Annotated in this window: 19 protein-coding genes and 2 tRNA genes; 11 read left to right on the top strand and 10 right to left on the bottom strand. The window is 66.5% G+C overall.

Annotated elements, in window-relative coordinates; translation table 11 throughout:
• Positions 1-17: 17 nt before the first annotated feature.
• Both ABD866_RS06685 and ABD866_RS06680 read left to right on the top strand, forming a co-directional pair.
• Complete coding sequence (locus ABD866_RS06685) at positions 18-824, top strand: TatD family hydrolase (RefSeq protein ID WP_345062388.1); 807 nt, start codon at positions 18-20, stop codon at positions 822-824.
• On the top strand, positions 821-1,501 hold the full coding sequence (locus ABD866_RS06680; protein WP_345062386.1) for an ankyrin repeat domain-containing protein: 681 nt from the start codon (positions 821-823) through the stop codon (positions 1,499-1,501). The genes ABD866_RS06685 and ABD866_RS06680 overlap by 4 nt, the downstream gene beginning before the upstream one ends.
• Positions 1,502-1,519: 18 nt before the next feature.
• Here the strand turns inward: ABD866_RS06680 and msbA are convergent, their stop codons facing one another.
• Entirely contained in the window at positions 1,520-3,370 is a 1,851-nt protein-coding gene (gene msbA / locus ABD866_RS06675) for a lipid A export permease/ATP-binding protein MsbA (protein WP_345062384.1), read from the bottom strand.
• A 155-nt stretch (positions 3,371-3,525) separates the two neighbouring features.
• Between msbA and tolB the strand changes: the two genes are divergently transcribed.
• From tolB to ABD866_RS06650, 5 genes are all read left to right on the top strand, one after another.
• Positions 3,526-4,830, top strand: coding sequence for a Tol-Pal system beta propeller repeat protein TolB (gene tolB, locus ABD866_RS06670; RefSeq protein WP_345062521.1), 1,305 nt, complete (start codon positions 3,526-3,528; stop codon positions 4,828-4,830).
• Positions 4,831-4,879: 49 nt separating this feature from the next.
• Complete coding sequence (pal, locus tag ABD866_RS06665; protein WP_345062382.1) at positions 4,880-5,422, top strand: peptidoglycan-associated lipoprotein Pal; 543 nt, start codon at positions 4,880-4,882, stop codon at positions 5,420-5,422.
• A 14-nt stretch (positions 5,423-5,436) separates the two neighbouring features.
• Positions 5,437-6,222 (top strand): tol-pal system protein YbgF, encoded by a 786-nt coding sequence (ybgF, locus tag ABD866_RS06660; RefSeq protein ID WP_345062380.1) that lies wholly within the window; start codon positions 5,437-5,439, stop codon positions 6,220-6,222.
• Positions 6,222-7,016: a tRNA threonylcarbamoyladenosine dehydratase gene (locus tag ABD866_RS06655; protein ID WP_345062378.1), complete on the top strand. Its 795-nt coding sequence runs from the start codon at positions 6,222-6,224 to the stop codon at positions 7,014-7,016. The genes ybgF and ABD866_RS06655 overlap by 1 nt, the downstream gene beginning before the upstream one ends.
• 87 nt (positions 7,017-7,103) lie before the next feature.
• Positions 7,104-7,179: transfer RNA gene (locus ABD866_RS06650), tRNA-Lys, on the top strand.
• Positions 7,180-7,426: 247 nt separating this feature from the next.
• Here ABD866_RS06650 and ABD866_RS06645 read toward each other — a convergent pair.
• From ABD866_RS06645 to ABD866_RS06620, 6 genes are all read right to left on the bottom strand, one after another.
• Positions 7,427-7,502: transfer RNA gene (locus ABD866_RS06645), tRNA-Thr, on the bottom strand.
• A gap of 11 nt (positions 7,503-7,513) precedes the next feature.
• Complete coding sequence (locus ABD866_RS06640) at positions 7,514-8,521, bottom strand: class 1 fructose-bisphosphatase (RefSeq protein WP_345062376.1); 1,008 nt, start codon at positions 8,519-8,521, stop codon at positions 7,514-7,516.
• 17 nt (positions 8,522-8,538) lie between these two features.
• Positions 8,539-11,247 (bottom strand): aminopeptidase N, encoded by a 2,709-nt coding sequence (gene pepN / locus ABD866_RS06635; protein ID WP_345062374.1) that lies wholly within the window; start codon positions 11,245-11,247, stop codon positions 8,539-8,541.
• The gene (locus tag ABD866_RS06630; protein WP_345062372.1) at positions 11,240-11,953 is read right to left on the bottom strand and encodes an HAD family hydrolase; all 714 of its coding nucleotides are present in this window, start codon (positions 11,951-11,953) and stop codon (positions 11,240-11,242) included. The genes pepN and ABD866_RS06630 overlap by 8 nt, the downstream gene beginning before the upstream one ends.
• A protein-coding gene (prfB, locus tag ABD866_RS06625; RefSeq protein WP_345062370.1) for a peptide chain release factor 2 occupies positions 11,953-13,057 on the bottom strand; the annotation gives its coding sequence in 2 pieces (ribosomal slippage) (positions 11,953-12,975 and positions 12,977-13,057; 1,104 coding nt in all). The genes ABD866_RS06630 and prfB overlap by 1 nt, the downstream gene beginning before the upstream one ends.
• Positions 13,058-13,275: 218 nt before the next feature.
• Positions 13,276-14,265, bottom strand: coding sequence for an alpha/beta fold hydrolase (locus ABD866_RS06620; RefSeq protein WP_345062368.1), 990 nt, complete (start codon positions 14,263-14,265; stop codon positions 13,276-13,278).
• A gap of 114 nt (positions 14,266-14,379) precedes the next feature.
• Between ABD866_RS06620 and ABD866_RS06615 the strand changes: the two genes are divergently transcribed.
• A complete protein-coding gene (locus ABD866_RS06615) occupies positions 14,380-15,441 on the top strand; it encodes an aldo/keto reductase (RefSeq protein ID WP_345062366.1) in 1,062 nt (353 codons plus the stop codon).
• Between the two features lie 22 nt (positions 15,442-15,463).
• Here the strand turns inward: ABD866_RS06615 and ABD866_RS06610 are convergent, their stop codons facing one another.
• Together ABD866_RS06610 and ABD866_RS06605 are read right to left on the bottom strand one after the other, a co-directional pair.
• The gene (locus tag ABD866_RS06610; RefSeq protein ID WP_345062364.1) at positions 15,464-16,876 is read right to left on the bottom strand and encodes a M20 family metallopeptidase; all 1,413 of its coding nucleotides are present in this window, start codon (positions 16,874-16,876) and stop codon (positions 15,464-15,466) included.
• A 2-nt stretch (positions 16,877-16,878) separates the two neighbouring features.
• Positions 16,879-17,874 (bottom strand): tripartite tricarboxylate transporter substrate binding protein, encoded by a 996-nt coding sequence (locus ABD866_RS06605; protein WP_345062362.1) that lies wholly within the window; start codon positions 17,872-17,874, stop codon positions 16,879-16,881.
• Positions 17,875-17,964: 90 nt separating this feature from the next.
• Here ABD866_RS06605 and ABD866_RS06600 point away from each other — a divergent pair, with 90 nt between their 5' ends.
• From ABD866_RS06600 to plsY, 3 genes are read left to right on the top strand one after another with little or no spacing between them, the layout of a single operon-like run.
• Positions 17,965-18,957: a LysR family transcriptional regulator gene (locus ABD866_RS06600; RefSeq protein ID WP_345062360.1), complete on the top strand. Its 993-nt coding sequence runs from the start codon at positions 17,965-17,967 to the stop codon at positions 18,955-18,957.
• A 7-nt stretch (positions 18,958-18,964) separates the two neighbouring features.
• Positions 18,965-19,456 (top strand): aminoacyl-tRNA deacylase, encoded by a 492-nt coding sequence (locus tag ABD866_RS06595; protein WP_345062358.1) that lies wholly within the window; start codon positions 18,965-18,967, stop codon positions 19,454-19,456.
• A 48-nt stretch (positions 19,457-19,504) separates the two neighbouring features.
• Positions 19,505-20,152, top strand: coding sequence for a glycerol-3-phosphate 1-O-acyltransferase PlsY (gene plsY / locus ABD866_RS06590; protein WP_345062356.1), 648 nt, complete (start codon positions 19,505-19,507; stop codon positions 20,150-20,152).
• A 30-nt stretch (positions 20,153-20,182) separates the two neighbouring features.
• Here plsY and ABD866_RS06585 read toward each other — a convergent pair whose 3' ends face one another.
• Positions 20,183-21,205, bottom strand: a complete 1,023-nt coding sequence (locus tag ABD866_RS06585) for an HD-GYP domain-containing protein (protein ID WP_345062354.1) — start codon at positions 21,203-21,205, stop codon at positions 20,183-20,185.

Raw genomic sequence — 21,205 nt, 5'->3', positions numbered from 1 at the left:
TGTTTTGGGGTCCCCCAATGTTCACCGACTCGCATTGCCACCTGAATTTCGAAGAACTGCGCAGCCAGCTACCCGCCATCCGGGTCGCCATGGCCGAGGCGCGCGTCGACCGGGCGCTTTGCATCTGCACCACGATGGAAGAGTTTCCGGAGGTGCACGCGCTCGCGCTGGCGCACGATAATTTTTGGGCGACTGCGGGTGTTCACCCCGACAACGAGGGCGTAGAAGAGCCGACCCTGGAGCGTTTGGTGGACTGCGCGCGCCAGACCCGTGTGGTGGCGGTGGGCGAGACGGGACTCGACTACTACGGCATGGAAGACCGCAAGGGCGGGCGCAGCATCGCCGACCTTGAGTGGCAACGCACCCGCTTTCGCACCCACATCGAGGCCGCGCAAACCGTGCGCAAGCCGCTGGTGATTCACACCCGCAGCGCGTCCGACGACACGTTGGCCATTCTGCGCGAGCACGGTGAGGACGGTCGCGAAGGCCAGGCGGGCGGTGTTTTTCACTGCTTCACCGAATCGCTGGACGTGGCGCGTGAGGCGCTGGACATGGGTTTTTACATCTCGTTTTCCGGCATCGTCACCTTCAAGAGCGCGCAGGCGCTGCGCGAGGTGGCAGCGTTTGTGCCAGAGGACCGCATCCTGATCGAAACCGACAGCCCCTATCTGGCACCCGTGCCGTATCGCGGCAAGGTCAACACGCCCGCCTACGTGCCGTACGTGGCGCAGCAGCTTGCCGATGTGCGTGGGGTTCCGCTTGAACAGATTGCGCAAGTGACAAGCCGCAACTTCGAACAACTTTTTGCGGGAGTGACCGCATGAGCGCCCCCATCAGCCGCCGACACGCCCTGGTCTGGTGTCTGGGCATGGGCCTCGGACTGCCGGCCCACGCGGGGTCTTACGAGGACTTTTTTGTAGCGGTTCAGCGGGACGACGCCCCCACGATTGCGGCATTGCTGCGACGCGGCTTTGACCCCAACACCCGCGATCCCAAGGGCGAGGTTGCCATCACCTTGGCGCTGCAGGGCGGGGCGCTGAAGGCGGCGCAAGCGCTGCTGGCCTCTCGCATGCTCCACGTCAACGCATTGAACCGCAACGGCGAGAGCCCTCTGATGATGGCAGCGCTCAAGGGCCATGTGGCCGAGGCACGCACCCTGATCGCGCGCGATGCCGATGTCAACAAGACGGGCTGGACGCCTCTGCACTACGCAGCCACGGGCACCTCGGCCCAGCAGACCGAGCTGATTGCGCTGCTGATCGAGCACCACGCCTACATTGACGCCGCTTCGCCCAATGGCACCACGCCGCTGATGATGGCCGCGCACTATGGCACGGCCGAAGCGGTGCGCCTGCTGCTGCAGGAGGGCGCCGATCCGACGCTGCGCAATGCGCTCGGGCTGACGGCTGCCGACTTCGCGCTGCGTGCAAGCAGGCAGCCGATTGCCGACATGGTGGTCGAGGCCATTCGGCAGCGGCAGCCCAAGCGCGGGCAGTGGTAGGCAGGGCTGCGCGGCCGCTCAAGTCTGCGTGCCCACGCCTTCTTCGGCCCCTGCCTCGGCTGGCCGTGCCTGCAGGCGGGCATAGAGCCCTCCCAGCGCCAGCAGCGCGTGGTGGGTGCCTTGTTCGACAATGCGCCCGCGCTCCATCACCACCACACGGTCGGCGTGTTCGATGGTGGACAGCCGGTGCGCAATCACCAGCGTCGTGCGGCCCTGCATCAGGCGTTGCAGCGCATCCTGGACGAGCCGCTCGGACTCGGTGTCCAGCGCCGAAGTGGCCTCGTCCAGAATGAGCACCGGCGCGTCCTTGTACAGCGCGCGGGCAATGGCCAAGCGCTGGCGCTGGCCACCCGAGAGCTGCGCTGCGTTGTGCCCGACCACCGTGTGAATACCTTGCGGGAGCTGCCGCACATGCTGTGCGAGGTTGGCGGCTTCCAGGCATTGCCACACGCGGGCTTCGTCAGGCTGCGCACCAAGCGCCACGTTGGCAGCAATGCTGTCGTTGAACATGACCACATCCTGGCTGACCATGGCGAACTGCGCGCGCAGCGCGGCCAGGTTCCAGTCGCCCAGCGAGACGCCGTCGAGTTGCACCGTGCCGGCGTTGGGGAGCAGGAACCGCGGCAGCAGGTTCACCAGCGTTGTCTTGCCTGCACCCGACGGCCCCACCAGGGCCACGACTTCCCCCGGCTGGATCTGCAGGTCCACCCCGTCGAGGGCTTTGCCGTGGTCTTCACGGAACTGGACCTGAACGCCTTCCAGCACGATGTGGCCGCGCGCTCGGCCCGGCGCGTGTGGGCCGGACGGTTCCGCCGCCGTCTGACCCATCAGGTTCAGGCCCCGTTCCAGCGCTGCGACGCCGCGTGTAATCGGGTTGGCCACATCGGCCAGCCGGCGAATCGGTGCAATAAGCATGAGCATGGCCGTGATAAACGCCACGAAGCCACCCACCGTGACGTCTTGCGTGCCGGTGCCCAGCCGGCTTTGCCACAGCGCCACGCAGATCACGGCCGACAGCGCGCCGGCGGCCAACAGCTGCGTCAAGGGCGTCATGGCCGCTGAGGCGATGGTCGCCTTGATGGCCAGTCGCCGCAGGGTTCGGCTCAGTCCGTCAAAGCGTGTCGCCTGGGCAGCCTCTGCGCCGTGCAGTCGCACCATGCGGTGCGCCAGCACGTTTTCCTCCACCACATAGGCCAGTGCGTCCGTGGCCTCCTGGCTGGTCTTGGTGATGCGGTATAGGCGCTTGGACAGGGTCTTCATGATCCAGGCCACACCTGGGACCACGGCTGCCACGATCAGGGTGAGCTGCCAGTTGAGATAGAGCAGATAGAGCAGCAGCGCAATCAGCGTAAAGCCGTCACGCGAGATGCCCAGCATGGCCTGCACCAGGAGGTTGGCGCCGGTCTGCACTTCGTACACCACGGTATTCGACAGTGCACTGGCAGACTGCTTCGTAAAGAGCCCCATGTCGGCAGCCAGTACCCGCTGGAAGAGCTCTTTGCGCAGCCTGAGCATGCCTTCATTGGCAATGCGCGCCAACGCGTACTGGCCTGCAAACTGCGCAATGCCGCGGATTAGGAACACACCGATGATGGCCGCTGGCACCCACCAGAGCGACAGGGTGCCCTGTGTGAAGCCCTGGTCCAGCAAGGGTTGCAGCAGCGCCGGAATCATTGGCTCCGTGACGGCACCGATCAACGTGGCCAGGATGGCCACGGTCCATGCGGCAGTCTGGCCGCCGAAGTACACCATCAGCCGTTGAAGCCGCTGGCGCAGGGGCAGGGTGGAAGTGGGCGTACCAGCAGTGGACTGGGTACTGGGTGGAGCGGCCGGGGCCGTGGTGTCGGGGGAGGAGGGGGCATCGGCCATGGCGGCTGCGATTCTACGGGGCGCCTGCACCGTGGGCATGGACCATGATCGGCACAGTTTGTCACAGGGACTTTGACCCAGTGTGTAACATTCACGGCCTTCAGGCGGCGCGAATGCACAGCGTTGCCGCAGCCCTCCATGAAGCCGCTTTCTCTATGACCATTGAAAACCATGGCGCGGGCGGGTCCCGCACGTCGCGTCGCCTTTGTCTCGCCTCTTTGCTCAGCGTTCCGGCGGCACCAGCGCTGGCGCAGTTCCGTATGGAGGTGACGGGTGTCGGCCTCACCCAGTTGCCCGTGGCCATCGCGCCTTTTCGTGGCGACGCGCTCGCGCCTCAGAAAATCGCGGCCATCGTGCAGGCCGATCTGGAGCGCAGTGGGCAGTTTCGCTCGGTCGATACCTCTGGGTCGCAACTGGACGAAGCTTCGCGTCCTGACCTGGCGCTGTGGCGTCAGCGCACCGCCGACGCCCTGGCCACTGGCAGCATCACACGATTGGCGGACGGTCGTTTTGACATCCGTTTCCGGTTGTGGGACGTGGTCAAGGGCGCGGACTTGGGAGGGCAGAGTTTTCTGGTCACCCAGGCCGATCTGCGTTTGGTGGCACATCGCATTGCCGACTACATCTACGAAAAGCTCACCGGAGAGCGTGGCATTTTCTCGACGCGGATCGCCTACGTCACCAAGAACGGAACGCGCTACAGCCTGTGGGTGGCCGATGCCGACGGTGAGAACGCTCAGTCTGCATTGACCAGTCCTGAGCCCATCATTTCTCCCGCGTGGTCGCCCAACGGGGCCCAACTGGCCTATGTGTCCTTCGAGTCCCGCAAACCCGTGGTGTACGTGCATGAAGTGGCCACGGGAAGGCGCCGTCTGATCGCCAACTTCAGAGGTTCCAACAGCGCTCCTGCGTGGTCTCCAGACGGCCGCACCCTCGCGGTCACGCTCAGCCGCGACGGCAACTCGCAGCTCTACACCATCGATGCTGGCGGGGGCGAGCCTCGCCGGCTGATGCAGAGCAGTGGCATCGATACCGAGCCTGTTTTTTCGAGCGATGGGCGCACGATCTACTTTGTGAGCGATCGTGGTGGCGCACCGCAGATCTACCGTGTGCCGGTGGCGGGTGGCAATGCCGAGCGGGTGACGTTCTCGGGGTCTTACAACATCTCTCCGAGCGTGAGTGCTGATGGCAAATGGCTGGCCTATATCTCGCGCATTGGTGGAGCTTTCAAGCTGCATGCCATGGATCTGGCCTCCGGAGCCGTGTCGGCCGTTACCGATACCACGGCCGATGAGAACCCCAGTTTCGCTCCCAACAGTCGCTTGATTGTCTATGCGACCCAGCAGCAAGGCCGGGAGGCGCTGATGACCACCACGGTTGACGGTCGCATCAAGACACGACTTGCCGGACAAGGCGGCGACCTGCGCGAGCCCGACTGGGGCCCTTTCCAAAAGCAGTGAACTTTTCGTTTTCTTTCTATCTCAAGCCTTCAAGGAACTTCACACCATCATGATCAAACGACTCTCTCTCACTCTCGCAATCGTGGCCGCTCTGACGGCCTGCAGCTCTGGCGTCAAGCTCAACGACGTGCCCGTGGAAGACAAAAACGCTTCGTCGGCGGCAGCGGCCGGTGCAGGCGCCAATACTGGCGCTTCGAGCCAGAGCGGTGTGGCTGGAGTGGATCTGGGTGCCTCGTCGCGCGACACCATGGGCCCCGCAGGCGTGGGACGGATCGTGTACTTCGACTACGACAGTTACGTCATCAAGCCTGAGTTTCAGTCCCTGATCGAATCGCACTCCCGCTTCATCAAAGCCAGCAACGGCCAGCGGAAAGTCATGATTGAGGGGCATACCGACGAGCGCGGCGGTCGTGAGTACAACCTCGCACTCGGACAGAAGCGTGCCGAGGCAGTACGGCGTTCGCTGGCGCTACTTGGCGTGCCGGAAAGCCAGATGGAGGCGGTCAGTTTCGGCAAGGAAAAACCGGCCGCTCAGGGCAGCACCGAAGACGCGCACGCCCAAAACCGACGCACTGAGTTGTCGTACCGCTGATGCGCAGTGTTCACATGAAGGCATGCCCTCGCTGGAGCGTTCGCGCCAGCGCTTTCGCGGCCGCTCTGCTCTTGGCTCTGCCCGGACACGCGGCCATCTTCGAGGATGGCGACGCCCGGCGCGCCATCCTGGAGTTGCGCCAGCGCTTTGACGCGCTGCAGACCCAGCAGCAGCGCAGCGCCGAAGAACTTCGGCGCGCTGCGGAAGAGTCGGCACAGTTGCGCCGTAGCCTTCTGGAGTTGGCCTCGCAGATTGAAGGCCTGCGCGCAGAGCAGGCGCAGCTGCGAGGACTGAACGAGCAACTGCAGCGCGAGGTGACAGAGCTGCAGCGCCGCCAGAAGGACATGGCGCAGGGTGTTGACGAGCGTCTGCGGCAGTTCGAGCCTGTCAAGGTGTCGGTGGACGGTCAGGAATTCATGGCCGACCCAGCCGAAAAGCGTGATTACGACGCTGCATGGGCGCAGTTCCGGGCAGGGCGTTTGAGCGAGTCGGTGCAGGCGTTCACTGCGTTCCTGCGACAGTACCCACGCAGCGGCTATGTGCCCTCTGTGCGGTTCTGGATGGGCAATGCACATTTTTCGAGCCGCGATTACAAAGAGTCCATGGCCCAGTTCCGCGCGATGCTCTCGGAGGCCCCGCAGCATGCGAGAGCCCCCGAGGCGGCCTTGTCGATTGCAAGCTGCCAAGTGGAACTCAAAGACACACGCGGTGCGCGCAAGACGTTGGAGGAGCTGATCAAGACCTATCCGCAGTCCGAGGCCGCAGCGGCTGCGCGCGAGCGACTTGCGCGGCTGAAGTGATGTCGGCTACTGCGCCTGCCACCAGTACCGAATCGCTAGACTTGGACCGGCGTTTCTCTGGCCTTGAGCGCTTGTACGGCAAAGCGGGCGCTGCCCGGATCCGGAGCGCTCATGTGGCTGTAGTTGGTATCGGCGGCGTGGGCTCTTGGGCTGCGGAAGCGCTGGCCCGCAGTGGAGTCGCGCGGTTGACCCTGATCGATCTGGACCATGTGGCCGAGTCCAATATCAACCGCCAGATTCATGCGACCAACGCTACCGTTGGGCAGGCGAAAGTACAGGCCATGCGCGAGCGCATTGCCAGCATCCATCCGGATTGTGAGGTGCAGGCCATCGAGGAATTTGTCGAACCCGCAAACTGGTTGGACCTTGTGAGCGCCACTACCGTCAGCCCGCTCTCCGCGGTGCTGGATGCGTGCGATCAGATGCGGGCCAAGGTCACCATGGCCGCGTGGGCCCGGGCCGAGGGGATGCCTTTCTTGAGCGTGGGAGCGGCTGGGGGTAAGCGTCAGGCACACCGTGTTGAACTCGCAGATATCTCGCAAGCCACCCACGATCCTCTGCTGGCGCAATTGCGCTACCAGCTGCGCAAACACCATGGCGCGCCCAAGGATGGTAAAGCCATGCGTGTTGAGGCGGTCTTCAGCCGGGAGGCGGTAGCGCCTCCCGATCCGTCCTGCCAGATCGATGGAGACGGCTCGCTCAACTGTCACGGGTACGGCTCGGTGGTTACTGTCACGGCCACGTTTGGGCTGGTGGCGGCTGGCCGACTGCTCGAGCGATTGGCTGCCGGCTAAAGGTGTCCGGGTAAGAGATTGGATCGCATGAAAAAGCGCTATAATCTCGGTCTTCGCTGAAAACCAACCCGTTTGGTTTTTTCGAGTGGGACGTTAGCTCAGTTGGTAGAGCAGCGGACTTTTAATCCGTTGGTCACAAGTTCGAATCTTGTACGTCCTACCACCGAATTCCTTGTGAATGCTGGAAACCCTGCTACAAAAACGTAGCGGGGTTTTTTGTTTTTAGCGCTGCTCTTTTGGGCGTGGCGCTGCTAGAGGGGCGGACGGGGAGGGGTCGAACGGGTACTGTGTTGGTATTCGTTGTGGTGCTGCATTCGATGCAGGCGCGGTTGTTGCACTCTCATCGGTGGCATGGGCCGTGCGGCAAGCAACAAAAAGCCCCTGAATCTTGCGAATCAGGGGCTTTAATGTGGTGCCGGAGAGATGAATCGAACACCCGACCTTCTCATTACGAATGAGCTGCTCTACCGACTGAGCTACACCGGCGAAGACTTAAATTATACAACGGAATGGTAGCTTGTCACGCGTTCCACTTCGTTTTTGGAGCCCAGGATCACGCTCACGCGCTCGTGCAATTGGGCTGGCTGCAGTTCCAGAATGCGCTGGCGGCCGTTGGTCGCGGCACCGCCAGCTTGTTCGACCAGCCAGGACATCGGATTGGCTTCGTACATCAGGCGCAGCTTGCCCGGTTTGTTCGGCTCCCGCTTGTCCCAGGGGTACATGAAGATGCCGCCGCGTGTGAGGATACGGTGCACATCGGCCACCATGGAGGCGATCCAGCGCATGTTGAAGTCCTTGCCGCGTGGGCCGTCCTTGCCTTGCAGGCATTCGTCGATGTAGCGCTTGACCGGCGCGTCCCAGTGGCGCATGTTGCTCATGTTGATCGCGAATTCCTTGGTGTCTTCCGGAATGCGCACGTTCTCTTCGGTGAGCACGAAGGAGCCCTGCTCGCGGTCCAGTGTGAACATGGCCACGCCGTCTCCAACGGTCAGCACCAGGGTGGTCTGGGGGCCGTAGATGCAGTAGCCTGCCGCCACCTGCTGGGTGCCGGGTTGCAGGAAGTCGGATTCCTCCACGCCACGGTCCCCGTCGGGCTTCTTGAGCACGCTGAAGATGGTGCCGATGCTCACGTTCACATCGATGTTGGACGAGCCGTCCAGCGGATCGAACAGCAGCAGGTACTCGCCTTGGGGGTAGCGGTTGGGTACGAGGTAGATGCCGTCCATTTCTTCGCTGGCCATGGCGGCCAGGTGTCCGCCCCATTCGTTGGCTTCGATCAGCACCTCGTTGGCGATGATGTCGAGCTTCTTCTGGACCTCGCCTTGTACGTTCTCGCTGTGCGCCGTGCCGAGCACCCCGCCGAGCGCGCCTTTGTTCACGGCCTGGCTGATGCTTTTGCAGGCGCGTGCCACCACTTCGAGCAGCAGGCGCAGTTGGGAGGGGATGCGTCCATCCGCGCGCTGCTGCTCGACCAGGTAGCGCGTGAGGCTGATGCGTTGGGCCATGGGGTGTTTCCTTCGGGTCAGTCGTTGAGGGCGCGGGTGACCACCTCGCGCACGTCGTTCGAGAGGTCGGGGCGTGCGGCCACGCGTGCAATGGCTTCGCGGGCGGCTGTGCGCCAGGGCTCGGCCAGCTTGCGCCAGCGGTCCAGCGCCCGCGCCAGGCGTGCGGCCACCTGGGGGTTGATCGCGTCCAGCTCGATCACGCGGTCGCTCCAGAACACGTAGCCACCGGCGTCTGCGCGATGGAAAGCGCCGGGGTTGCCGTTGCAGTAGCTGAAGATCACGCTGCGCGCACGGTTGGGGTTCTTGAGGCTGAAGTCCGGGTGCTGCATCAACTGGCGCACCACCGGTAGCACATGGCCCGCGCGGTCTGGCGCGCCGGCTTGCAAGGCAAACCATTTGTCGATGACCAGCGGCTCGTCTTTGAACAGGGCGTGAAAGCGCGCAAGCGCCGGCTGGGCCAGTTCGTGCCCGCTGTAGACCAAGGCCGTGAGCGCGTTGAAGCGGTCCGTCATGTTGCTGGCCGACTTGAAACGCTGGTAGGCCTTGCCGGGCCACACCGGGTTGCCGGTGCGCACGGCGCTCAGGCAGAGCATGGCCAGCGCGAGGCCCGCCAGCGCCCGGCGGCCGGTGGAGATCGGGTCCGGCGAGTAGCCACCCGTGTTCTCGTGGGCTTCCCAGGCCCACTGCCAGTCGTCATGCAGGGCCTGTGCGAGCTGGGCGCGCATGGCTTCGCGCACGGCATGGATGCGCTGCGGGTCCACCACGTCGCGCTGCTCTGCGATGTAGGTCTCCGACGGCAGCGTCAGCACCAGTTCCTTGAAGGCGGCATCCAGTTGCGGGTGGCGCAGCACGCTGCGCATGGCCTGCACGAAGGCGTCGGGTAGCAGCGGCGCGGCGATGTGCCCCGCAGCGTCTGCCACCACTTCGGGGTTGTCCAGCGCCGCGAGTGCGGTGCGCAGCGCCAGGCGCTGGCCAGCTTCCCAGCGGTTGAACGGGTCCGGGTCGTGTGCCAGCAGGGTGAGCAGGTCTTGGTCGGAGTAGGCGCATTCCAGCACCACCGGGGCACTGAAGCCGCGCAGCAGCGACGGCACCGGCACTGCGTCGATGCCGGTGAACACCCATTGCTGCTCGGGCTCCGAGAGCACCACGGTGCGGCTGCTGCCCGCAGCGGCGGGTTCGCCTTGCAATTGCAGTGGCAACGCGGCGCCCTCGGCGCTCAGCAGGCCCAGCTCGACCGGGATCACGAAGGCGGGCTTGTCCTGCTGCCCGGGCGTGGCAGGGCAGCTTTGGCGCAAGGTCAGCGTGTAGGTGCGCGCTGCGGCATCGAAGTGACCATGCGCCTGCACGCGGGGCGTGCCCGCCTGGCTGTACCAGTGCTTGAAGGCATCCAGGCGCTGGGCCAGTTCGCTGCCCGGGTTTGCGTCGGCAATGGCCTGGGCGAAGTCGTCGCAGGTCACGGCCTGGCCGTCGTGGCGCTCGAAGTACAGCTTCATGCCCTGGGCAAAGCCGTCGCGGCCCACCAGGTTGTGCATCATGCGCACGACCTCGGCACCCTTTTCGTAGATCGTGACGGTGTAGAAGTTGTTGATCTCGAGGTAGCTGTCCGGGCGCACCGGGTGGGCCATGGGGCCTGCGTCCTCCGGGAACTGCACGGTGCGCAGTACGCGCACGTCTTCGATGCGCTTGACGGCGCGCGCCGAGGCATCGCCTGCAAGGTCCTGGCTGAACTCCTGGTCGCGGAAGACGGTGAGGCCTTCCTTCAAGCTGAGCTGGAACCAGTCGCGGCAGGTGACGCGGTTGCCCGTCCAGTTGTGGAAGTACTCATGCCCCACCACGCTCTCGATGTTGGCGAAGTCGGCGTCGGTGGCCGTGGCCTCGCTGGCCAGAACGTACTTCGTGTTGAAGATGTTCAGGCCCTTGTTCTCCATCGCGCCCATGTTGAAGTCGCTGGTGGCGACGATCATGAAGCGCTCCAGGTCGAGCGGCAGGCCAAAGCGTGCCTCGTCCCAGGCGATGCTGGCCATCAGCGAGTTCATCGCGTGTTCGGTCTTGCCCAGGTCGCCGGGGCGCACGTACACCTGCAGCAGGTGGTCGGTGCCCGCGCGGGTGCGGATTTTCTGCTCGCGGGCCACCAGCTTGCCGGCCACCAGGGCGAACAGGTAGCAGGGCTTCTTGTGCGGATCCACCCACTTGGCGAAGTGGCGACCATCGTCGAGTTCGCCTTGCTCCACCAGGTTGCCGTTGGACAGCAGCACCGGGTACTGGGCCTTGTCGGCACGCAGCGTGACGGTGTAGCTGGCCATCACATCCGGCCGATCCAGGAAGTAGGTGATCCGGCGGAAGCCCTCGGCCTCGCACTGCGTGAAGAAGGTGCCCTGGCTGACATACAGGCCCATGAGCTGGGTGTTCTTGGCCGGCGCACAGGTGGTGAAGATCTCCAGGTCCACGGGGGCGTCGCCCTCGGGCAGGTTCTCCAGCACGAGTTGCGCGCCCTCCATCTTGAACGAGGTGCCGGCCCCGTTGACCATCACGCGCGCCAGGTTCAGGTCTTCACCGTGCAGGCGCAGCGGCTGTGCGGGCACGGCCGCGTTGCGGCGCACGCGCATCTTGTTGAGCACGCGCGTCTTGGCAGGGTCGAGGTCGAACGTGAGTTCGACATGGTCGATCCAAAATGCCGGCGGCTGGTAGTCGGTGCGGTGGATCACCGCGGCTTGGCCTTCACGCATCGAGGGTCTCCAGGAAGTTCGTGTTCATGAGTTCGTGATAGTCGCGCACTTGCGCGACCACGTGGGGTCCGGCGAGTTGCTCGGGCGTGTGGGTGCTGCACACCGCCACGGCGCGCATGCCCGCGCGGCGCGCGGCTTCGATGCCGAAGGGCGCGTCTTCAAACACCAGGCAATCGGCGGGGTGGGCGCCCAGGCGCCGGGCCGCTTCGAGGAACAGCGCCGGCTCGGGCTTGCCCGGCAGGCCTTCGTCGCCGCCCACAATCGCTTGCGGGGGCTCGGCCAGCTGGAGGTGCTGCAGCACAAAGGCGATGTTGTGCCGGTCGCCGGCCGTGGCCACGGCCAGCGGCAGGCCCGCTGCGCGCACGCACTGCGCAAAGTGGCGAAAACCCGCCACCTCCCGGAACGCCGGGCCAAACAGCTCGCGGTAGATGACTTCTTTTTCGGTCACCAGCGCCTGCACCCGCGCTTCGTCGAGGTCGGCGCCCAGCACCTCGCGCATGCACTCGGCCCCGGTGCGGCCCGTGGTGCGGCGCAGGATCTCGGCCACGTCCATGGCCACGCCGTGGCGGCGGGCAAATTCGGCCCAGCTCTGCGCATGCGCGGGCATGGAATCGACCATGGTGCCGTCCATGTCGAAGATGATCGCGCGCACCGCGCCAGCATGGGCAGGCGCAGCGGCTGGTGCGCAGGGCAGGGGTCTGGCCATCAGACGCCCTGCTTGAGCGAGGCTTCGATGAACGCGTCGAGGTCGCCGTCCAGCACCTTCTGGGTGTTGGAGATTTCCACGTTGGTGCGCAGGTCCTTGATGCGCGACTGGTCGAGCACGTACGAGCGGATCTGGTGGCCCCAGCCCACGTCGGTCTTGGTGTCTTCGAGCTTTTGCTGCGCCTCCATGCGCTTGCGCATCTCGTAGTCGTACAGGCGGCTGCGCAGGCGTTGCCAGGCCACGTCGCGGTTGCTGTGCTGGCTGCGGCCGTCCTGGCACTGCACCACGATGCCGGTCGGGATGTGCGTGAGGCGCACGGCCGAATCGGTCTTGTTGATGTGCTGGCCGCCCGCGCCGCTGGCGCGGAAGGTGTCGGTGCGCACGTCGGCCGGGTTGATGTTGATCTCGATGGAGTCGTCGATCTCGGGGTACACGAACACCGACGCGAACGAGGTGTGGCGGCCGCCCGAGCTGTCGAACGGGCTCTTGCGCACCAGGCGGTGCACGCCGGTTTCGGTGCGCAGCAGGCCAAACGCGTACTCGCCCTCAATCTTGATCGTGGCGCTCTTGATGCCGGCCACGTCGCCCGGGGTTTCGTCTTCCACCGTGGCCTTGAAGCCCTTGCGCTCGGCGTACTTGAGGTACTGGCGCAGCAGCATGCTGGCCCAGTCGCAGGCCTCGGTGCCGCCTGCGCCGGCCTGGATGTCAAGGAAGCAGTTCAGCGGATCGGCCTCGTTGCTGAACATGCGGCGGAACTCCAGCTCCTCGATGAGCGGGCGCAGCTTGTCGGTCTCGCCTTCGATGGTGATGAGGCCGGCCTCATCGCCTTCGTCTTTGCTCATTTCATAGAGCTCGGCGTTGTCGGCCAGCTCGCGCGTGAGCTTGTCCAGCGTGACCACCACGCTGGAGAGCGATTTCTGTTCCTTGCCTAGCTCCTGGGCCTTCTTGGGGTCGTTCCAGACGGCCGGGTCTTCGAGCGATGCGTTGACGGTTCTCAGGCGTTCGAATTTGGCATCGAAGTCAAAGATACCTCCGTAACTCTTGCGTGCGCACCGCGAGGTCGGAGAGGGTGTTGCCAATCAGGTTGATGCGTTCTGCGTCCATGGTGTTCTTTCGGTGGTGGGCCTGCGCGCGCTGCGAAGGCGGATGTTCGGGTCAACCGGCGATTTTCTCATGCCCGGGCCCGCCCGCCCGGACGCAGGGCCGTTGGCCCGCGGGCGCGCCAGCGTACCAGCCCGCACGGGAGCCGCGCTTCATCTGTTTGCTATTGAATTGATAGCTGCTCGTGCTTGATTCATAAGCACGAGCAGCCATTTTGGCACTCAGTGGTCCATGGCCACCGCGCCGGGCACGGCGCGCGGGGGCGTGCCCGGGGTGCCGGTCACAAAGCGTTCGATGTGCGCCGCCACTGCCTCGGGCTGGTCGTGGTGCAGCATGTGGCCCGCGTCCTGCACCACGGCCACCTCGCACTGCGGCACATGGCGCAGGCGCTGGTGGTATTCGTCCAGCGTGTACTTGCCCTTCCACCACAGGCCCAGGCTGTCGTCGCTGGCCTCCACGGCCAGCACCGGCGCAGTGATGGCGGCGTAGGTGGCCAAGGCTTCTTCGAGGCGGTAGAGCTGGGCGCTCGTGATCTTGTGGGCCGGGTCGCCCAGGATCTGCCAGCGCCCCTGGGCGTTGGGCGCCGCCCAGTGCTGCGCCAACCAGCGCGCCTTGTCGGCCGGCAGGCGGGGGTTGGTCTTCATCAGGCGCTGGGCCACGCCGTCGGCGCTGTCGTAGTCCTTGAGGTCGTGCGCACCGCTGTCCAGGCCGCGCAGTTCATCGAGCCACTGCGCGAGCCGCTTGGGCGCCTGTTCGGGCCGCGTGGCGGGCAGACCGAAGCCTTCGAGGTTGACCAGCCGCCGCACCCGCGCCGGGCGCACGCCCGCATACATCATGGCGATGTTGCCACCCATGCTGTGGCCCACCAGGTCTACCGGCTGGCCGGGCGCGTAATGGTCCAGCAGCCGGTCCAGGTCGGCCAGGTAGTCGGCAAACACATAGTGGTCGCAAGGGGAAGGCAGCGTGGTGTGGCCAAAGCCGCGCCAGTCGGGCGCGATGATGCATCTGCCCTGCAGGAAGGCGTCGGAGAATGCGTCCACCACGAACTGGTATGAGGCGGCCACGTCCATCCAGCCGTGCACCAGCACCAGCGGAACTGTGCCTGGGGCGGCCTGGTCGGCGCCCCAACGGCGTACGTGGTAGCGCAGCGTGCGCAGGGGCACGGTTTCGGTGCGGGAGTGGTGGCGGGGCGGGTAGGCAGTCTCGAGCATGGCGGCATTATTCCGGCGCAGGGCCTGTGCCGGCAGTCATGGCAGGGACAGCGCAGCGCCTGCACAGCCTGCGCATGCGCCGTACACTGCGGCGCTCATTCCTGTGGAGCACGCATGCAAACCATCCGTCTGGGGCACAGCGATCTGGCTGTCACACCCATCTGCCTTGGCACCATGACTTTTGGCGAGCAGGTCGCCGAGGCCGAGGCCCACGACATCCTCGACCACGCGCTGGCACGCGGGGTGAACTTTCTGGACACGGCCGAGATGTACGCCGTGCCCGCGCGGGCCGAGACCTGCGGCGCCACTGAATCCATCATCGGCCGCTGGCTGGCGCGTACGCCGGGCCTGCGCCAGCGCGTGGTGCTGGCCACCAAGGTGGCCGGGCCGTCGCGCGGCATGCCCTGGATCCGCGAGGGCAAGGGCATGACGGCGGCCGACATCGTGGCCTCGTGCGAAGGCAGCCTGCGCCGCCTGCAGACCGACGTGATCGACCTCTACCAGATCCATTGGCCCGAGCGCCATGTGCCGGCCTTCGGCACGCTGTACTACGACCCTGCCAAAGAGACTTCGCAAACCCCCATCCACGAGCAGCTGGATGCGCTGGCCGGGCTGGTGCGGGCTGGCAAGGTGCGCTACGTGGGTTTGTCGAACGAAACGCCCTACGGCGTGCACGAATTCGTGCGCCTGGCCGAGCAGCACGGCCTGCCGCGCGTGGTGTCGGTGCAGAACCCGTACTGCCTGATCAACCGCACCTACGAGAACGCGCTCGACGAAACCTGCCACCGCCTGGGCGTGTCGCTGCTGGCGTATTCGCCGCTGGGCTTTGGCCTGCTGACGGGCAAGTACGATCAGCATGCGCCCACCGACCCGGGTGCGCCGCAGGGCGCGCGCATTGCGCGCTACGAGAGCGTGCGCAAGCAGCGCTGGGGGCGGCCCGAATCGCTTGCCGCCGCACGCCGCTACAACGCGCTGGCACGCGAGCATGGCCTGTCGCCCACGCGCATGGCGCTGGCGTTTTGCTACACCAAGTGGCAGGTGGCCAGCACCATCATCGGCGTCACGTCGCGCGCCCAGCTCGACGAAGACCTGGACGCCTGGGGCACCACGCTATCGCCCGAGCTGCTGGCTGCGATCGACGCGATCCGCTGGGAGGTGCGCGACCCGGCGCTCTGACCGGGCACCAGGCCGCGCGGCGCTACACCGCGGCCGCGCGGTGCCACGGGGCGTGGGGCTCGCCCAGGTCCCAATACAGCCCGGCCATCAGGGCCAGGCCCTCGCGCACCACGGGCACCAGCAGGTGCTCGTCGGGCGCGTGCTGTGCGCAGGCCGGGTACGAATGCGGAATCCACAGCGTGGGCAGGCCCAGCAGGTCGGCGAACACATCGTTGGGCAGTGAGCCTGCGAGGTTGGGCATGAGCGTGGCTGGGCGGCCGCAACTCTGCGCCATCGAATTCAGCGTCCAGTCCACCCACGGGTTGTCCAGCGGCAAGCGTGTGGCCGCGCAGAGCATGCCCATCTCCAGCGTCACCTCGGCGAAGCCGTGCGCGTCCAGGTGGGCGCGCAGCCGCTGTTCAATGGCGTCGGCCGGCGTGCCCACCACAAAGCGCAGCTGGCAGTGCACCACGGCCGCGGGCGGGATGGCGTTCACCGGGCGTTCGGCCGAGCCCGCACCCCAGGCCAGTACTTCGAGCGTGTTCCAGCCGACCAGCTGCTCGGCCGGGCCCAGCCCGGGCTCGCCCCAGGCGGGGTCCATCACGGGGTCGTCGGGGCCGCCGCCCATGTGCAGACCCTGCAGTACGCTGCGCAGGCGGGCGTCCAGCGGCGCAGGGCGCAGGCCTTCGACCTGGATGCGGCCGTGCCGGTCCACCATGCTCGCCACCGCATGGGCCAGAACCACGGCCGGATTGGTCAGCACGCCGCCCCAGTTGCCCGAGTGGTAGGGCTTGTCGCGGCTGCGCAGCCGCAGCGTGAAGTTGGCCGCGCCGCGCGAGCCCAGGAACAGCGTGGGCGCCTCGGCGCGCATGCGCGGGCCGTCGCAGGCCACCAGCAGGTCTGCCCGCAGGGCGGCACGCTGGGCCTCGCAGAAGGCGGCGAGCCCCGGCGAGCCCGCCTCCTCGCCCATCTCCATCAGCAGCGTGACGTTGTAGCCCAGCCGCCCGCCGCGCGCGGCGATCACCTGCGCCAGAGCGCCCAGGTTCACCGTGTGCTGGCCTTTGTTGTCGGCCGTGCCACGGCCATACCAGCGCTCGCCGTCGGCGTGCAAGTCCCACGGCGTGCGCCCGTCCTTCCAGTGCGCGGCCATGCCGTTGACCACGTCGCCGTGCGCATACGTCAGCACCGTGGGCAGGGCCGGGTCTTCCACGCGCCGTGCGATCAGGAACGGGCCGCCCCGCGGGTCGGGGTTGGGGTGGATGCCGCAGTCAAAGCCCAGGGTGCCCAGCCAGGGCGTCATTTCGTCGACCAGGTACGCATCCAGCGCGGGGCCGGGCGCGCCGGTGTCGCTCTCGGTGCGCAGAGCCACACGGCGGGCCAGGTCGGCAGCAAAGCCGCCCTCCTCGAGGTAGGCAACGGCGCGTGCAATGGCCGTGTTGCGGTGTGTGTTCGTCATGATCAGGACTCCACCACGATCTGGGCGCGCCAGGCGAGTGCGCGATACCGCACGATTTCTTCGTCGATGAGGGCTTTGAGGCGCGGTGTGTCCATGAACACCGGCTCCATGCCCTGGGCTCGCAAGGGCTCGGCCATGCCGGGGCTGGCGACGATGCGGGCCAACTCGGCCGCCAGCCGTGCATGGATGGCGGTCGGGGTGCGTGCGGGCAGGGCGGCGGCGTACCAGGCGTCGAACTGCGCATCGGGCAGGCCCAGCTCGGCCACGGTGCGCACGTGCGGCATCAGGCTGGATCGGGCCGGCCCCGCAATGGCCAGCGCGCGCAGCTTGCCTGCCTTCACCTGCGGCGCAGCAGCGGCCACGGTATCGATTCCGAGCTGGATTTCGCCCGCGATGAGCGCCATCAGCGCGGGGCTGCTGCCGCGGTAGGGCACGTCTTGCAGGCGCACACCGGCGGCTTGTTCCAGCAGTGCCGCTGCCAAGTGCGGGCCCGAACCGGCGCCAAAGGTGGCGTAGTGCAGGCTGCGGGGCTTGGACCGCGCGGCCGCCAGCAAGGCAGCCAGGTCGGCGTGCGGTGACTGTGCAGGCACCAGCAGCACCAGGGGTGCGCGCGCCAGCACGCCCACAGGCAGCAGGTCACGCACCGGGTCGTAGGGCAACCTGGCGCGCAAGGCTGGGTTTACCGTGAAGCTGGTCGAGCCCGAGACCAGCAGCGTGTGCCCGTCGGGCTCGGCGCGCACCACGGACTCGGTGCCGATGATGGTTGAGGCCCCCGGTTTGTTCTCGACCACCACCGGCTTGCCCAATCGCTCTCCCAGGCTTTGGGCCAGCGTCCGTGCCACCACGTCGGTGCCACCACCAGGCGGGAAAGGCACCACCAGCTTGATGGGCCGCTGAGGCCGGCTGCTAGGGGGGGACGCATGGGCCGCGTTGGACGTCCAGGCGGGCAGGGCGGCCGAGGCCAGTGAAGACAGTAGGAGGCGGCGCGACAAGGTCATGGGGCGTGTGGCACGGGGAGCCGATGGCAGGGACCCAGCCATCATGTACCGGTCGCAGCCTTGCTCCAATCAGCAAATAGGCAAGCTATCATGCTGTTTAGAGCAATGAAAGCCGATCTGCATGCTGCCCTGGTGAGTCTGCCCTTGCGCCACTTTCTTGAGGTGGCGCGTACTGGCTCCGTGAGCCAGGCAGCCCAGCATCTGCACGTGGCGGCGTCGGCGGTCAGTCGACAACTGTCCAAGCTGGAGGGGGCTTTGGGCGTGGCGCTGTTCGAGCGGCAGGTGCGGGGCATGCAACTGACGCTGGCGGGCGAGCGGCTGTTGCAGCATGTGGCCGGCCTGGAGACGGACTCCGAGCATTTGGTGCCCCAGTTGCTCGACCTTGGCCGTCAGGCCCAGCAGCGTGTGCGCTTGGCCTGTACCGAGGGTTTTGCGGCCGGTCTGGTGCCGCGCTGTATCGCGGCCTACCGAGAGGTCCACCCCGGTACGCAGTTCCAGCTGCGGGTGGAAAGTCCGGCAGCTGTGTCGGCCTTGCTGCTGCGCTCGGAGGTGGATCTGGCCTTGCGGTTCAGCCTCGCACCGGAGCCGGGTGTGGCTGTGTTGCATGCCAGTCCAGCTCCGGTCTTCGCCCTCATGGTGCCCTCGCATCCGCTGGCTGGTCGGGCGCGTCTGGGCGTGCGTGACGTGGTGGACTACCCGGTGCTGACCGGCGAGCCGCACACCACAGGACGGCAGTTGTTCGACCTCGCCTGCGCGCTCGAGGGATTGCACTGCGTGCCCGCCATGGAGAGCAATGTGTCGTCGGCCCTGCTGCCCATGCTGGGTCCGCGCGACGTGGCGCTCGCCTCGTACGCCACGGCCGCCCACTGGGTCGAAGCAGGCAGGCTGGTGGCCCGGCCTTTGTCGGATGCACCGCTGCAGCAGCGACAGTCGCAGTTGCTGGCACGCCAGGGCGCCGCGCTGGCCCCCGGTGCCGTGCAGTTCGCGCAGGCACTGGTGCGTGCCTTGCAGCAGGCCCAACCGCCGCGGGCGCGGAAGGCTGTGGGTGCCGGTGGGCGAAAGCCGCGGCGCGCTGCGGCATGATCGGGGCATGGCCAAGCGAGAACATGTTTCTGAAACGCCGGCCACGCGCACGCTGCGCGAGGCCGGCATTGCATTCACCGAGCATCCATATGAGTACCTGGAGCATGGCGGCGCCCTGCACAGCGCCCAGGTGCTGGGCCTCGACCCATATCAGGTGGTCAAAACGCTGGTGATGCAGGACCAGGATGCCAAGCCCCTGATTGTGCTCATGCACGGCAACCGCAAGGTGTCCACCAAAAATCTGGCGCGGCAGATTGGCGCCAAGTCGGTCGAGCCCTGTGCTCCGGAGGTCGCCAACCGCCATTCGGGCTATCTGGTGGGGGGCACTTCCCCGTTTGGCACGCGCAGGCCGATGCCGGTGTTCATCGAGTCCACGATCCTGGAACTGCCGCGCATCGCCATCAACGGGGGGCGGCGAGGGTTTCTCGTGCAGATCGAACCGGCGGTGTGTGTGCGGTTGCTGCAGGCCCGGCCAGTGCAGTGTGCGCTGGCAGAATAGCGGGCCGCCGGGTGTGCCCCGTGCCTGTCGTTTGCAAGGAGCTCCGTCTTGAACACCGTCTATCCGCTGCTGGCGGCCGTCGCCGCCTACCTGCTTGGTTCGCTGTCGTTTGCCGTGATCGTCACGCGCGTCATGGGCCTGAGCGATCCCCGCACATATGGCAGCAAAAACCCGGGGGCCACCAATGTGCTGCGCTCGGGCAGCAAGGCTGCGGCCGTGCTCACCTTGCTGCTCGATGCGGTCAAGGGCTGGTTGCCGGTGTTTGCGGTGCGCGTGTGGGGCGCGCCTTATGGCATGGAAGAGGGCACGATGGCGCTTGTGGGCGTGGCGGCCTTCCTGGGACACCTGTGGCCGGTGTTTTTCCGTTTTGAGGGCGGCAAGGGCGTGGCCACGGCCTTGGGCGTGGTGGTGGGGGTGAGCGGCTGGCTGGGCCTGGCCGCAGGCGCCACCTGGATCATCGTGGCGTTCTTCTTCCGGTACTCGTCGCTGGCGTCGCTGGTGGCCGCGGTGTTTGCGCCGGTGTACTACCTGATCGCCAGCGGCGTGGTGTGGTACGCCGATGCGCGCATCACCCTGGCCCTGGGGGTCATGGCCATGCTGCTGGCCTGGCGCCACAAGGACAACATCCGCCGCCTGCTGGAGGGCAAGGAGTCGCGCCTGGGCAGCAAATCGGCTGGTGCGCGGGGTTCGTCCTGACGCTGCGCAGTCGGATCGTGGCGGACGGTCTCAGGTCAGTGTGGCTGGGCCACTGACCAGGCTGCGCAGGCCCGAGTGCCCCTGAGCGGCGTACCAGCCCAGCCGCACCATGGTGCGGTGGTCCAGTTCCAGTGTGACGGCAGCGCGGGCCAGCGCCGACTGGATGCCCGGCTTGCCGCGTGAGGTGTGGTGCAGCGTCGGGGGGCTGCAGTGTTGCCCCTGGGCGTCCAGAACGCTGGCCACCAGTGGGTGGCTGGCCGAGTCGCCGCGTCGAAGGACGACCGCGGTGTCGCCGTTGTCCAGCCGCACAAAGGTGCCCGGCGGGCAAAGACCGACGAGGCGGATCAGGGTGTACGTCACCTCGTCACGGCGGTCCACCTCCTGCCCCACGATGGCCCGTACCGAGTCTGTGGCGCTGCGCCCCGCACGCGACTTGCGGGGGCTGATCATGGCGGCGTAGCGGTCGATGGTGCCCAGGATGCGCGTGAGCCGGTCCACCGGCGTCTGTTCGCGCAGGGGCACGTGCTCGGGCACGGCGTGGTGGTGCTGACCCACCACGTCCAGCCACAGCTCGTCGCGGATGAACAGGCGGTTGAGCAGTGCCAAGCCGTCTTGCGGGTGCTGCCGGATCGCCTCCTGCTGCGGGCCCGTGGGGCGCTCGCGCTGTTCGGCCAGTTCGTCCTGCAGCGCGGTCATGCCGATGTTCATGGTGAGCGCGGCGCGCACCAGGCTGTCGCGCTCGGAACCTGACAGCGACAGCTCATGCGCCATCATGTGGCACAGCGTGCCGCATACCAGTGCGTGCGATGCGCTGTAGCCCACCGACGACGTGGTGGCGAGCTGGAACATCAGGTACAGCGCCGCATCGATGTCGTGCGCCACCAGGTCTTGCAGCCATCCATCGAGCTGACGCACCTTGGCCGGGAAATCCTGCACCTGCAGCGGGCGCGCCAGCAGCGTGGACAGGCCGCTTTCAAGGTCCGACCAGAGGCTCAGCAGATCCTCGTATTCGGCGTCACGGGCAGGGGCGCCCTGGAGCAGCGGGTGGGTCAT

The organism is Acidovorax lacteus (assembly GCF_039540375.1).
GTDB classification, from domain to species: domain Bacteria; phylum Pseudomonadota; class Gammaproteobacteria; order Burkholderiales; family Burkholderiaceae_C; genus Acidovorax_G; species Acidovorax_G lacteus.
This window is presented reverse-complemented; position numbering and strand designations above follow the sequence as displayed.

Bases quoted from the DNA above. Each gene is read 5' to 3' on its own strand.
- ABD866_RS06685 (WP_345062388.1), top strand. From the start codon at position 18: ATGTTCACCGACTCGCATTGCCACCTGAATTTCGAAGAACTGCGCAGC.
- ABD866_RS06680 (WP_345062386.1), top strand. From the start codon at position 821: ATGAGCGCCCCCATCAGCCGCCGACACGCCCTGGTCTGGTGTCTGGGC.
- msbA (WP_345062384.1), bottom strand. From the start codon at position 3,370: ATGGCCGATGCCCCCTCCTCCCCCGACACCACGGCCCCGGCCGCTCCA.
- tolB (WP_345062521.1), top strand. From the start codon at position 3,526: ATGACCATTGAAAACCATGGCGCGGGCGGGTCCCGCACGTCGCGTCGC.
- pal (WP_345062382.1), top strand. From the start codon at position 4,880: ATGATCAAACGACTCTCTCTCACTCTCGCAATCGTGGCCGCTCTGACG.
- ybgF (WP_345062380.1), top strand. From the start codon at position 5,437: ATGAAGGCATGCCCTCGCTGGAGCGTTCGCGCCAGCGCTTTCGCGGCC.
- ABD866_RS06655 (WP_345062378.1), top strand. From the start codon at position 6,222: ATGTCGGCTACTGCGCCTGCCACCAGTACCGAATCGCTAGACTTGGAC.
- ABD866_RS06640 (WP_345062376.1), bottom strand. From the start codon at position 8,521: ATGGCCCAACGCATCAGCCTCACGCGCTACCTGGTCGAGCAGCAGCGC.
- pepN (WP_345062374.1), bottom strand. From the start codon at position 11,247: ATGCGTGAAGGCCAAGCCGCGGTGATCCACCGCACCGACTACCAGCCG.
- ABD866_RS06630 (WP_345062372.1), bottom strand. From the start codon at position 11,953: ATGGCCAGACCCCTGCCCTGCGCACCAGCCGCTGCGCCTGCCCATGCT.
- ABD866_RS06620 (WP_345062368.1), bottom strand. From the start codon at position 14,265: ATGCTCGAGACTGCCTACCCGCCCCGCCACCACTCCCGCACCGAAACC.
- ABD866_RS06615 (WP_345062366.1), top strand. From the start codon at position 14,380: ATGCAAACCATCCGTCTGGGGCACAGCGATCTGGCTGTCACACCCATC.
- ABD866_RS06610 (WP_345062364.1), bottom strand. From the start codon at position 16,876: ATGACGAACACACACCGCAACACGGCCATTGCACGCGCCGTTGCCTAC.
- ABD866_RS06605 (WP_345062362.1), bottom strand. From the start codon at position 17,874: ATGACCTTGTCGCGCCGCCTCCTACTGTCTTCACTGGCCTCGGCCGCC.
- ABD866_RS06600 (WP_345062360.1), top strand. From the start codon at position 17,965: ATGCTGTTTAGAGCAATGAAAGCCGATCTGCATGCTGCCCTGGTGAGT.
- ABD866_RS06595 (WP_345062358.1), top strand. From the start codon at position 18,965: ATGGCCAAGCGAGAACATGTTTCTGAAACGCCGGCCACGCGCACGCTG.
- ABD866_RS06585 (WP_345062354.1), bottom strand. From the start codon at position 21,205: ATGACCCACCCGCTGCTCCAGGGCGCCCCTGCCCGTGACGCCGAATAC.